The 12,043-nt window shown below is 66.7% G+C and carries 12 protein-coding genes; 8 read left to right on the top strand and 4 right to left on the bottom strand.

From position 1 onward, the window contains the following. Positions 1–479: aldehyde dehydrogenase family protein (locus AB4Z10_RS23580; protein ID WP_441472836.1), on the top strand; the 479-nt coding region annotated here is incomplete at its 5' end. A gap of 126 nt (positions 480–605) precedes the next feature. Here AB4Z10_RS23580 and AB4Z10_RS23575 read toward each other — a convergent pair. Further along, positions 606–1,184, bottom strand: coding sequence for a LysE family translocator (locus AB4Z10_RS23575; RefSeq protein ID WP_441472835.1), 579 nt, complete (start codon positions 1,182–1,184; stop codon positions 606–608). A 482-nt stretch (positions 1,185–1,666) separates the two neighbouring features. Here AB4Z10_RS23575 and AB4Z10_RS23570 point away from each other — a divergent pair, with 482 nt between their 5' ends. The 7 genes from AB4Z10_RS23570 to AB4Z10_RS23540 all read left to right on the top strand — a co-directional run bounded on the left by AB4Z10_RS23570 (position 1,667) and on the right by AB4Z10_RS23540 (position 8,224). Next, entirely contained in the window at positions 1,667–2,686 is a 1,020-nt protein-coding gene (locus AB4Z10_RS23570) for an ABC transporter substrate-binding protein (RefSeq protein ID WP_441472834.1), read from the top strand. Beyond that, complete coding sequence (locus AB4Z10_RS23565) at positions 2,683–3,489, top strand: ABC transporter ATP-binding protein (RefSeq protein WP_441472833.1); 807 nt, start codon at positions 2,683–2,685, stop codon at positions 3,487–3,489. The genes AB4Z10_RS23570 and AB4Z10_RS23565 overlap by 4 nt, the downstream gene beginning before the upstream one ends. Position 3,490: 1 nt before the next feature. Next, on the top strand, positions 3,491–4,306 hold the full coding sequence (locus AB4Z10_RS23560; RefSeq protein WP_441472832.1) for an ABC transporter permease: 816 nt from the start codon (positions 3,491–3,493) through the stop codon (positions 4,304–4,306). A gap of 21 nt (positions 4,307–4,327) precedes the next feature. After that, positions 4,328–5,047, top strand: a complete 720-nt coding sequence (locus AB4Z10_RS23555; protein ID WP_441472831.1) for a GntR family transcriptional regulator — start codon at positions 4,328–4,330, stop codon at positions 5,045–5,047. After that, on the top strand, positions 5,044–5,955 hold the full coding sequence (locus tag AB4Z10_RS23550; protein WP_441472830.1) for an Ldh family oxidoreductase: 912 nt from the start codon (positions 5,044–5,046) through the stop codon (positions 5,953–5,955). Before AB4Z10_RS23555 ends, AB4Z10_RS23550 begins: the two co-directional genes overlap by 4 nt. Before the next feature lie 2 nt (positions 5,956–5,957). Further along, the gene (locus tag AB4Z10_RS23545) at positions 5,958–7,268 is read left to right on the top strand and encodes an acyl-CoA thioesterase/BAAT N-terminal domain-containing protein (RefSeq protein WP_441472829.1); all 1,311 of its coding nucleotides are present in this window, start codon (positions 5,958–5,960) and stop codon (positions 7,266–7,268) included. A gap of 65 nt (positions 7,269–7,333) precedes the next feature. Then, positions 7,334–8,224: a DUF1684 domain-containing protein gene (locus tag AB4Z10_RS23540; protein WP_441472828.1), complete on the top strand. Its 891-nt coding sequence runs from the start codon at positions 7,334–7,336 to the stop codon at positions 8,222–8,224. 306 nt (positions 8,225–8,530) lie between these two features. Here the strand turns inward: AB4Z10_RS23540 and AB4Z10_RS23535 are convergent, their stop codons facing one another. Genes AB4Z10_RS23535 through AB4Z10_RS23525 form a run of 3 tightly spaced genes read right to left on the bottom strand, consistent with a single transcriptional unit; the run spans position 8,531 to position 11,987 of the window. Then, entirely contained in the window at positions 8,531–9,151 is a 621-nt protein-coding gene (locus tag AB4Z10_RS23535) for a glutathione S-transferase family protein (RefSeq protein WP_441472827.1), read from the bottom strand. Then, positions 9,090–10,619, bottom strand: a complete 1,530-nt coding sequence (locus tag AB4Z10_RS23530; protein ID WP_441472826.1) for an FAD/NAD(P)-binding protein — start codon at positions 10,617–10,619, stop codon at positions 9,090–9,092. Before AB4Z10_RS23530 ends, AB4Z10_RS23535 begins: the two co-directional genes overlap by 62 nt. Before the next feature lie 6 nt (positions 10,620–10,625). Next, positions 10,626–11,987 carry an LLM class flavin-dependent oxidoreductase gene (locus AB4Z10_RS23525; protein WP_441472825.1) on the bottom strand — a complete coding sequence of 454 codons (1,362 nt, stop codon included), beginning with the start codon at positions 11,985–11,987 and terminating at the stop codon, positions 10,626–10,628. Between the last annotated feature and the right edge of the window lie 56 nt (positions 11,988–12,043).

Genomic DNA, 12,043 nt, shown 5'->3' with positions numbered 1-12,043 from the left:
GCCCGGTCGTCGACCAGAGCCAGCTCGACCAGGACCTGAAATACATCCAGATCGCCAAGGACGAGGGCGGCAAGCTGGTCTTCGGCGGCGAGCTGCTGAAGCGCGACACCCCCGGCTTCTACCTCGCGCCGGCGCTGTTCACCGAAACCACCAACGCCATGCGCATCTCGCGCGAGGAGGTCTTCGGCCCGGTCGCCAATATCGTCCGCGTCAAGGATTACGACGAGGCGCTCAGCCTCGCCAACGACACCGAGTTCGGCCTTTCGTCGGGCATCTGCACGACCTCGCTGAAGCACGCCACGCATTTCAAGCGCAACAGCGAGGCCGGCATGGTGATGGTCAACCTCCCGACGGCGGGCGTCGACTATCATGTCCCGTTCGGTGGCCGGAAGGGCTCCAGCTACGGCCCGCGCGAGCAGGGCGCCTACGCCAAGGAGTTCTACACAACCGTCAAGACCGCCTATACGCTAGGCGGGTAATCCGCCCATCGCATATCCATCGGTTACGACGCGAGCACTGGCCGTCGCTCCCGGCGGCAGGTCGCATCTTGCCGAGCCGCTGAGGCCATTCGCGCGTAGAGTTGCGGTTGGCGAGGCTGGGACAGGTTAAAGTGCCACAATGACGTGCGTGGCGACCACGCTCGCGAGACAGGCCAGCATTCCAGCGCTCAAACGGTAGCCGATCTTCGCGTTGGCTGCATTCTGCAGCCTCGCGTGGAAGGCGCTCCCGAGGAGTATCCAACCGAAGCCAATCGCAACGATCTCGACCGAAAGCACAGCGAGCCAAAGCAGCATGCCATCGGCCGCCGCCGGAAGCAGAACGAACGCGAAGATCAATCCTTTCGGATTGAGCAGCGTGGTCAGCAACACCCGCCGAAACGTGATCGATTGCCCGGAGAGGACGTGCGCATTGCTGCGCCTCCAAAGCGCGACGGCGAGATGAAGCACATACACGACGACGACGCCTTGCAGCGCCAACGCGAACCCCGGCTGCGCCGCGATCATCGGACCCAATAAGACCCTCAAGATCGTCACGGCCAGCAGATAGCCGGCGAGCTCAGCAGCCAACAGATATCTGGCGGACCGCCATCCAGCTTCCGCGCCAGCGGTCGCCAACAAGGTGTTGGTCGGACCCGGTGTCGCAAGCAGCGATGCGCAGGCGAAGGCGAATATCGGCAGGTGCATGGGCGCCTCTGGTGCCACAAGCTCGGTCCCTGTGCCTTGATCTCGGTCAGTCCCCGCAGGGCCTGGTCTTGGCTTGCCTCTGGCCAAATCAGGCCGCGGCCTTCGCGTGGGCCGCTCTCCCTGCAGCGGACCCAGGCGGCCTGCTCGCGGGCAACGGCTCATGGGCGGCCTTGTGACGCTGGGAGCATCCCAATCCTGCGCCAGCTTGTCCGCGGTTAATGCGCCTGTTCTCGCTGAAAACACCAGATGCAAATCCGTGCTTATCCGCGGCCGGGATGCCTTCCAGAGAGCCCGCAGCCCCGCCAGTGACGTTCGGCCTTCCATGAAAATATCAGATTGCGAGTTTGATGCATCAGTTGTAAGCAACCGCCTCCGGTTCTGACAATCGGCTCATCGGCGGGATACTCGTCTCTGCAGGTGAGCGAGAGGATCGTCGGGGACCGGCGCCGGAAAGCCTTACCGGCGCAAGAGGAGCCTCGCGCATGCCGTCAGTCAGTCGTCGTGATCTCATGGCAGCGGCGGCTGCCGCCGCCCTGGCTTCCTCGGTCGTCCCGGCCGCCCGGGCACAGAAGTTGCCCAAGGTCGAATTCCTTTATTCGCCCTTCGCCGATTACGCGCCGTTCTTCGTTGCCAAAGAGCTCGGTTTCTTCAAGGATTTCGGCGTCGAGGTGACGCTCTCTCCGAAGGGCGGCACGGCGGAGACCATCCAGTTGCTCGCTTCCGGCAATGTCGAAGCCGGCGCCGCAACCTGGGGCGCAGGCCTCTTCAATGCGCTCGACCGCGGCGCCACGGTTGCGATCATCGCCACTTCGGCCAGGATGCCGTCTACGGTCCCCTCGCCCTCTCCCTTCATGGTCTCGCAGAAGGCGTGGGACGCAGGCATCCGGACCGTCGCCGGGCTCAAAGGCAAGCGCGTCGGGATTCCCGGACCGAGCGGCTTCGGCATGTTTTCCGTCGCCAAGGCCCTGGAGAAGGGCGGATTGACGATCGAGGACGTCGAGCCGGTGTACCTGCCGCCGCCGGCGACAGCCGCCGCCTTCGCCAATGGCGGGCTCGAGGCGGGCTGGAGCATCGAGCCCTTCGCCCAGCAGCTGGAGAAGCAGGGTCTTGGCCGCCGGCTCGTCGAGGACCACACCTTCGGCACCGAGCTCGGCCTGATCGCCTTCAACCAGGACTTCGTCGCCAAGAACGAGGATGCGGTGGTTCGCTTCATGGCGGGCTATCTCAAAGCCGCCCGTCTGCTCGACAAGGGTGGCTGGAAGGACGACAAGATCCTCGACATCGTCGCCAAATACACCGGGACCGAGCGCGATGCCCTGCGCGGCATCCCCTATACGGTCCGCTCCGAGGACGGTGCCATCGACATGGCCTCGGTGCGCGAGCAGGAAGAGTTCTTCCGCAAGCGCGGCGCGCTCGAATACAAGGGGCCGGCCAAGATCGATGCCGTCTATCGTGTCGATCTCCTGAAGCGCGCCAACGAGCTCGTCGCGAGCAAGCCGTGACGGCGGCGGTGCTCGAGATCGCGCGTCCGGCCTCGATGGCAACGGCCCGTCCGGCGATCGAGGTCGGCCACCTCACCAAGGCGTTCTACGACAGCGAAAGCGACCGCGTGACCGTGGCCGTCTCCGATGTCAGCTTTACCGTGGCACGCGGCGAGTTCGTCTGCATCGTCGGGCCCAGCGGCTGTGGCAAGACCACGGTCCTGCGCATCCTGGCGGATCTCGAGCAGAAGCTCAGCGGCACGGTGACGCTGCATAGCAAGACCCCGCCGGCCATGGTCTTTCAGGAAGCGTCGGTCCTGCCCTGGCTGACCGTGTCGGAGAACATCGCCTTTCCGCTGAGCCTCAAGGGCGCTTCCCGCGCCGAGCAGGATGCGCGGGTCCGGGACCTCCTGGCACTCACCGGGCTCGCCGACTTTGCCGGGGCTCGCCCCCATCAACTCTCCGGCGGCATGAAGCAGCGCGTCTCGGTGGCGCGCGCTCTGGTCGACGACCGCGATATCCTGCTGATGGACGAGCCCTTCGGCGCGCTCGACGAGCAGACCCGCCTCGTCCTGCAGCAGGAGTTGCTGCGCATCTGGGAAACGACCGGCAAGACCGTGGTCTTCATCACCCACAGCGTCGACGAGGCGCTGACGCTGGCCGACCGCGTGCTCGTCATGTCGCCCCGTCCGGGCACCCTGGTCGCCGACCTCGATGTGCCGTTCGAGCGGCCGCGCGACGTTGTCGAGATGCGGCGCGACAAGCGCTTCTGGGATTTGACCTACGAGGTCTGGCGGCTGCTGGCCTCTCGGGCGGGGGCATGAGATGAGCGCCGTTCCCGTGACACTGACTGAAGACGAGCTGCGCCGGCTCAAGGCGCCGGCCCGGCGCGAGCGGCTCTTCCGGCTCGCCTCCTATTTCAGCCCGCTCCTGCTGTTGCTGCTCTGGGAGCTGTCGAGCCAGCTCAATCTGATCGACCGGCGCTTCTTCCCGGCCCCGAGCGCGATCGCCCAGACCGCCTGGCGCATGGTGCTGAGCTTCGAACTGTTCGACCATATCGGCGCCACGCTGCGCCGCGTCGGCGTCGGCTACGCCATGGGTGCCGTTCCCGGCATCGTCATGGGGCTCATCCTGGGCCTGTCGCGGCCAACCCGCCGGATACTCGGACCGATCTTCTCGGCTCTCTACCCCGTACCGAAGATCGCCATCCTGCCGCTGATCCTGCTGATCTTCGGCGTCGGCGACGCCTCGAAGTTCGTCGTCATCGCCATCGGCGTCTTCTTCCTCATGTTCTACAACACCATGAGCGGGGTGATGCAGACGCCGCAGATCTACATGGATGTCGCGAAGAATGCCGGCGCGAGCCGCTTCCAGACCTTCCGGCGTATCGCCTTCCCGGCCGCGCTGCCGAGCATCTTCACCGGGCTGAAGCTCGCCGCCGGCTCATCCTACATCATCATCGCCGCGGCAGAGTTCCTGGGAGCGCGCAGTGGCGTCGGCTTCTTCATCTGGGCGTCTTGGCAGACCTTCGCAGTCTCGCGGATGTTCGTCGGCATCGTGGTGATCTCGGCCTTGGGCTACCTCACCATCCTCGCGCTCGAGGCGTTGGAACGGCGCTTTGTGCCCTGGGCGAAGCACTGACGGCGGCGGGGGCAGAAGCTCATGACCGTAGGCACAGGCCCGGCCGCCACCAACCACCCACCCGTTTCGGAGCGCATCTATCTTGCGCTCCGGCAAGAGATCATGCGCTGCGAGATCGCTCCGGGGACGACGCTCGACGCCGCCGCCATCGCCCGTCGCTACGAAGTCTCGAAGACGCCGGTGCGTGACGCCATGCAAAAGCTCGCCGCCGACGGGCTGGTGACGATCCTGCCACGCAGCGGCTACCGCGTCGCCGCCATCACCTTCCAGGCCGTGCACGAGATCCTCGACCTGCGCGCGGCGATTGGCCCGCATGCGGCGCGGCAGGCGGCACGCTACGCCACGGCGGCCGACATCGCCGAACTGCGCCAGATCGTCCGGGAATATGCCGCGCCGCTCGATGTCGGCGCCATGCAGCAGGTGGCGCGGCGCTTCCACGTCGCCATCGCCCGCTGCAGCCGCAACAAGCGCGTCATCGCCTTGTCCGAGAACCTGTTCGACGAGCTCGAACGCCTCCTGCGTTTCGCCATCGATTTTTCCGTGAAGGCTGGCGAGCATTCCGACGAACACACCGCGCTCGTCGATGCGATCGAAGCGGGTGACGGCGAGCGGGCCGCGGCGATCGAGACCGCCCATATCCGGAGCGCCCGCGAGTTCCTGATCGAACGGCTGATGACGCTGGGCTATCTCTCGGAAAGCGAGATCCGGATCGGCAGCGCGGCGCGGAGTGCAGGCGAATGATCGCGGCCGCCGATGCGATAACACGGCTGTCGGCCGCCCTCGGTGGCAGCCCGGCAGCCAAGCTCGCCGCTTCGGCGCTGGTCGAGGCCGACGTGCTCGGGTTGCCGCGCTTCGGCGTCGGCATGCTCGATGAATGGACGGCCGGTACCGCGCCCCTGCCGGCGAACGAGCAACGACAGGCCATCCGCTGGCTCGACTGCTCCTCCTGCTTCGCGCCGCTCGCCGTCGCCACTGCCACGCTCGATCTGGAAGCCGCCGCCCGGCAATTCGGCATCGCGGCCGTCTTCCTGCGCGGTGTCAGGGGCTTCGGCCGGCTCGCGCCCTTCGTCCGCCACGTTGCCGATGCGGGCCTCGTCGGCTTGGCCGGAGCCGAAGGGCCGCCTTTCGTCGCGCCGCATGGCGGCACGCAGCCGGTGATCGGCACCAACCCGCTCGCCATCGCCATGGGCCAGGGCCCGGAGCGCGTGGTCATCGACGTCGCCAGCAGCAGCGCCACCATGGCCGATATCCGGAATGCTCGCGCCACTGGCAGGGAACTGCCGGAAGGGATCGCGCTGGATGGCGGGGGAATGCCGACCAGCATCGCCGCCGAGGTCGCGGCGCTCCTGCCGCGCGGTGGCCAGATCGGCTCGTTGCTCGGGCTCGTGGTGGAGCTCATGGCCGGGGTCGCCGGCGGCGGCCGGGGCGATCCGAAAGGGCGAGGCGTGTTCGTCCTCGCTTTCGATCCGGCTGCGGCCGGAGAGCGCCTCGACTGGCAATCCAGGCTTGCCGGGTTGAAGAGCGATTGGACCGCCGGTGGCGGTCACTGGCCGCGCGGCGGCGGATTGCCGGCCGAGGCGGTGCTTGACGCGGCGTTCGCACAGCGCCTCGACGCCCATCTCGCCCGGATGACGGGCCGAGGAGATTGATGATGACGACAAGCCCCGCTTCCAGGCCCGTGCTTTCGGTCACGCCTGCCGATGGCCTGATAGACGAGCCGCGCCGCATCACCATCTCCGGCCTCGCGCCCGACGAACTCGTCGCCATCTCCGCCCGGACGTTGCGCTCGCGCGGCGTCCTCTGGGACAGCCAGGCGACCTATATGGCCGACGTACAGGGTGTGGTCGACCTGACCCGCGACGCGCCGGTCGGCGGCGACTACGCCGAAGTCTCGGCGATGGGCCTGCTCTGGAGCCAGCACCCGGAAGGTGGCACGAGCCAGGAGCTCTTCGCCGACGACGTCATGCACCCTCTATCGACGACGCTGACGGCCGAAACTCCAGGCGGCGTCCGCGCCGAGGCGGAGCTCCTCCAGCGCTTCGCCGCGCCGGGCGTGACGCAGCGGGAAATCCGGGAGGACGGCCTGGTCGGCACGCTCTTCACGCCGGCTGGGCCAGGGCCGCATCCGATCGTCATGGTGCTCAACGGCTCGGGCGGCGGCATCAACGAGCCGCGCGGCGCGCTCTACGCCTCTCATGGCTATCAGGCCTTCGCGCTCGGCTATTTCAAGGCGCCGGGCCTCTCACCCTTCATCACCGAAACGCCGCTCGAATATCTCGAGGCAGGGCTGCGCTGGGTCCATCAGGAACTCCAACCGCGCGACGGCTTCGTTGCGGTCAGCGGCCAATCGCGTGGCGGCGAACTCGCTCTGCTGCTCGGCGCGACCTTCCCCGATCTCGTCTCGGCCGTGATCGCCTATGTGCCCGGCGCGATGGTCCATGGCGCCCAAGGCGCCGGCGACCCCGCACGCGGCGGCTGGCAGGGCGTGACCTGGACCAGGGCCGGCGAACCGCTGCCGCATCTCTGGCAGGACAACAAGGCGGTGCACTGGCACCCCTGGGCCGGCGATGCCCCGCCCACCCGGCATCACTCCGTCTTCTTCGAGGGCTTGAAGGATCGCGCCCTGGCGGCACGCGCGCGGATTCCGGTCGAGAAGATCTCTGGACCGGTGCTGCTGATATCGGGCCGCGACGACCGTGCCTGGCCCTCCAGCCTCTACTCCCGGATGGTGGTCTCGACGCTCAGCCGGCACGGCCATCCGCATCTGGTCCGCCATCTCGATTTCGACGATGCCGGCCACGCCATCAACCTGCCCTTCGTGCCGACGACGCAATTGAGCCGCGAGCACCCGGTCTCGAAGGTGCCCTACACCAGCGGCGGCACGCCCTCGGGCAATGCCCGGGCCGATGATGGCTCCTGGCGTGGCGTCCTCGCCTTCCTGGCCGAGATCGCCGGGCGCTGATCCAGCCCGGCCCGCCCATGCCCTGGCGCGCAAGCAGACAACTGGGTTTTGAAAGGAAGACGGACATGCCCACGAACGAGCACCTGGCAGGCCAGTGGCGCGAATGGCGCTATGCCCATGTCGCCACGATGTTCCGCCCCTATGGCTGGACCTCGCTCGTCGCGCAGTACTGGCTGGAGGAGAATGATCGGAACGTCACGTTCGACCTGCTGCCCGGCAACTGGTCGGTCGAAAGCGGCCGGGTCATCTTCACCCCGCCGGCTTCCGGGCCGACCTTGTCGGTGAACGGCGAATATCCCGCCGGGCCGGTCGAGATCATTCCCGGGCGCAACCAGACCTATGGTCACGGCAACAGCGTGCCGGTCTATTTCGGTGTGAACGAGGTCGAGACCATCGTGCGGACCAAGCATGACGGACAGCAGCTCTATGGCGTGCGCGTGCGCGATCCGCGTCAGGCGACGCGGCTGGAGGATGCCGGCGTCACGGCCTTCGACTATGATCCCGCCTGGCGCATCCGCGGCCATTATACGCCCGCCGAGCGCGTCGCCTTCGAGGCGGAGACCGTGGAAGCCGGCGTCCGCGAGAACACGCCGCGCATGGGAACCTTCACCTTCGAGCACGGCGGCAAGACCCATACCGTCGTGCTCATCGGCAAGGACACGCCGAACGGTGTGCAGCCGGTCGCGCATGTCCGTGATCTGACCAGTGGTCCCGTCACCTACGGCGCCGGCCGGGTCATCGAATTGCAGTTCGCCGACGCAGCCTGCACGCGCATCGACTGGATCGATTTCAACTATGCGGTGGCGCTGCCATGCGCCTTCACGAATTTCGTCACCTGCCCGCTGGTCCCGCCCGAAAACCATCTCGATTTCGAGGTGCTGGCCGGCGAAAAGCGCCCCGCACAGGGCGTCGCGAGGACGATGACCTATCAGCCCAGAGCGAGCAGCGCTGCCTGACGCCTGTCACGGCTCGCTCCCGAACAAGGGCCTGTTCGCTAGCTGCGAAATGGCAGAGGTGGGTGACCAAATGGCCCAGCGCCCGGCACCCCATAGTCTATCGGTCAGTGCTGAAACAGGCGGTACTCGCTCACTTGCCGGTAAACCATACCCGGACCAAGCCCCCAAGTCGCCTCCAACGTTTCGTTGACGGCGGCAGGCGCAGCCGATTGCCGATCCAGCCAACGGAGCTCGCCGCGTCCCAAACGCCGACCGAGTGAATCGAACAGTGACGGCTACGTCACGCTAGATGGCGAGATCAAAGATCTAGGCCAGCGGGATCAGTGCAATCCGCCCATAGGCGACACGCTCCTCCAGTCGCTTCCGCCAGGCGGCCAGAGCGGGCAGCTCGGCATGGTCGATCGGCAGCCCGAACCAGCCGTGCAAGAGCGTGCCCAAAGGGATGTCGCCGATCCCGAAAGCATCGCCCGACAGAAACGGCTGCGTCGCCAGGACATGGTCGACCGTGGCGAGCAGCCTGTTTCCCTCCTTCGTTCCTCTGGCGATCTCCTCGTCGTTCCGCTGTTCCGGAGAGGCCCTCACGAGGTTCCAGAACACGTCGCGAAACGGCCGGGCGAAGGCGATCGAGGTCCAGTCCATCCATTTCTCGGCCTGGGCGCGGCGCGCGGCGTCGGTCGGCGCAAAGCCCTCGTCGCCGTAAGCAGCCCCGAGATAGCGCACGATCGTATTCGACTCCCACAGGACGACATCGCCGTCGCGGATCAAGGGTACGAGGCCGTTCGGATTGAGGGCTCGGAAGTCGGCGCTGTCGACGACGCCGTAGTCAGCGCCCGCCGGAATATGCTCGTATGCGAGGCCAAGCTCTTCAGCGCACCAGAGCACCTTCCGCACGTTCATCGAATTCGCGCGGCCCCAGATCGTCAGCATCGTTATTGCCCTCCAGAGGCGGGAAATGAGGTGGAGTGGGTCTGTGGTAGGGCGGCCAGGGCATGGCTGCGACATGCTCGGCAGCGACCGCGCGATAGAGATCGCGGGCGATTGCGGTCGAGAGCCGGCTGGCCGCAAAGGCCAATCCGGTCACGGTCGCGGCGCCGACGCCCATGCTGACCACGGCCGCGTGATTGAAGACGTGGACATCGGACAGGTAGGGGGCGGTGCCTTCACGCCTCTCGGTCAGCTCGTAGCCCTGGCCGAGATAGGGATAGGCAAGCGCGTCCTCGACGGCTTCTGCCGGTTCAGGCTGGAAGCGGTCCCGCCACAAGGCGATGAACGGAGCATGTGCCGTGAATTCCGGCCGCCCGGACAGGTCGACGTCCGTTCCGGTCGCGAAGATCACGAAATCGACGGTGAATGCCCCCCTCGCCGTGTCGATGACGATGTCTTTTCCCGTCCATTCGAGCCTCAGCCAGGCCGCACCGAAATGAAAGCGGCAGTTGGGAAAGGCCTCGCAACGTTCGAGGCTCCAGGGCGGAGCGGGGGAGCTCACGCCGACCAGGCGATGCGACACCCGCCATCTCAGTGCGTCGCCCAGGTCGGCGAACGAGCCCAGAAAGCCCGCGTGCTCCACCCAGTCGCGCGCGTCGAGGTTGACCGGATGCGATCGTCTCGCGAAGAGGTCTGCACTTGCGCAGCCGGCTTCCAGCGCCGCCGCGGCGTTGTCGGTCGCTGCCGAACCTATCCCGAGGATCGCGACGCGCTTTCCCGCCAGCCGGGCAAAGTCGATGTCATGATAGGCATGGGCATGGAGATGCGCAGGCAGGCCCTTTACGAGCGCCGGCGGTGGCTCGTAGCGACCGCAGCCGTCGAGGCCGGTGGCCATGACGAGCTTGCGAGCCACGACCGTTTCAATGGCGGCTCCGCGCCGCAGATCGATCGCGATGAAGCCGTCATCGGTCGGGGAGAACCCAAGCAGCTCCGCCTCGTTCTCGACGGCAAGTCCGAGCACCCGTCTGAACCAGCGCAGATACTCCATCCAGATCCGGCGTGGGGCGCGCTGCAATCCCTCCCAGCCCGGCTGAAAGCCGCTCGCGTCATACCAGGCCCGGAACGATAGGGATGGCATTCCGCTTTCGAGCGCCGTGACGTGTTTCGGCGTCCGCAACGTCTCCATGCGCGCATAGGTGTCCCAGGGACCTTCGAAGCCCTTGGGGGCGCGATCGAAGATCCTGACGTCGTCTACTCTTAGCCGCTTCAGGGCCCAGGCAGCCGCCAGTCCGCTCTGTCCGGCTCCGATGATGACGACGTCGTGGACATGGCGTCCCCGACGATCCGTGCGGGCCGGGAGCCACGACGAACGGGGATAGTCGGCGCAGGCGAGGTCATAGGCGATCCGGGCCTCTAGTTCCGCGAGGCTGGACGGGGCGCCGGGCGGGCGTATGGGGCTTTGCTCCGTCATGAACGGTCAGTTGCGGCTCGCGCGCGCCACGGCACCCAGTTTGGCTGGATGGATCGGCTTGGCCAGCGCGAGGTGATCCCGGAGTGTCGTCCCTGAATACTCGGTGCGGAACAGGCCGCGGCGCTGCAACTCCGGCACCACGAGCGAGACGAAATCCTCGAGGCTGGTCGGCAGCACCGGCGGCATGATGTTGAAGCCGTCCGACCCGCCTTTCGAGAACCACTCCTCCATGACGTCGGCGATATCCTGAGCGGTGCCCACCAGTTGCAGATGACCGCGGGCCCCGGCGATACGCAGATAGAGCTGGCGGATGGTGAGGTTTTCGCGGCGCGCCAGATCCCGCAGCAGGTTCTGCCGGCCGATCGCCCGTTCCGTTTGCGACAGCTCGGGGATTGGTCCATCGAGCGGATAGTCGGCGAGATCGTCGATATCGAGCTTTTCGGCGAGGATGCGCAGGCCCACCTCGGGAATGACGAGGTTTTGCAGGCGATCGAACTTGTCCTGTGCCTCCTGCCGCGTCGCCGCGACGACTGGCGACAGCCCTGGCAATATCTTGAGGGCATCGCGCGCCCGGCCGTATTTGGCCATGCGGTCTTTCAGGTCTCCGTAGAATTCCTGTGCGTCCGCGAGCGTCGTCTGGGCCGTGAAGACGACTTCCGCGCTCTCCGCAGCAAGTTCCCGTCCGGCATCGGAAGAGCCGGCCTGCACCAGCACCGGATGCCCTTGTGGGGACGGGACCACGTTCAGCGGGCCACGCACCTGGAAATGCGCGCCCTTGTGGTCGAGCACATGCATCTTCTCGGCGTCGATGAACCAGCCGCTCTCCTTGTCCCGGGTAAAGGAATCCGGTTCCCAGCTGTTCCAGAGACCGCGGACGACATGGGCGAATTCGCGGGCGCGGGCGTAGCGGTCCGCATGGGCGAGATGCTTGTCGCGGTCGAAGTTCCGGGCTTCCAGATCGGTGATGCTGGTGACCTGGTTCCAGGCCGCCCGGCCGCCGCTGATGAGGTCGAGCGAGGCGAAGAGGCGCGCGACGTGGAACGGGTGGTGATAGCTCGTCGAGGCAGTGCCGACGAGGCCGATCCGGCTCGTCGCCATGGCGAGCGCCGAGAGCAGGGTCAGCGGCTCGAAGATCGTCGCGCGAGCCATCCGGCTGACGATCGTCGGATCGGCATCGCGAACGCTCAGCACATCCTCGAGGAAGACCATGTCGAGCCTCGCCTCCTCGCAAAGGCGCGCGAGCTGGACATAGTGGGCCAGGTTGGCGCCCGCATCGGCGGCTGCCCCCGGATCGCGCCATCCGGCCTGATGATGTCCCGTCGCCAGAAGAAAGGCACCGAGATGCATCTGCGATCCGGAGGCTGTCATGGAAACACGTCCTGAGGGGAATGATGTCGATCGATGTTGACGCGACGGCCGCCGTG

Source organism: Allobosea sp. RAF48 (assembly GCF_052114025.1).
In the GTDB taxonomy this organism is placed as follows: Bacteria; Pseudomonadota; Alphaproteobacteria; order Rhizobiales; family Beijerinckiaceae; genus Allobosea.
This window is presented reverse-complemented; position numbering and strand designations above follow the sequence as displayed.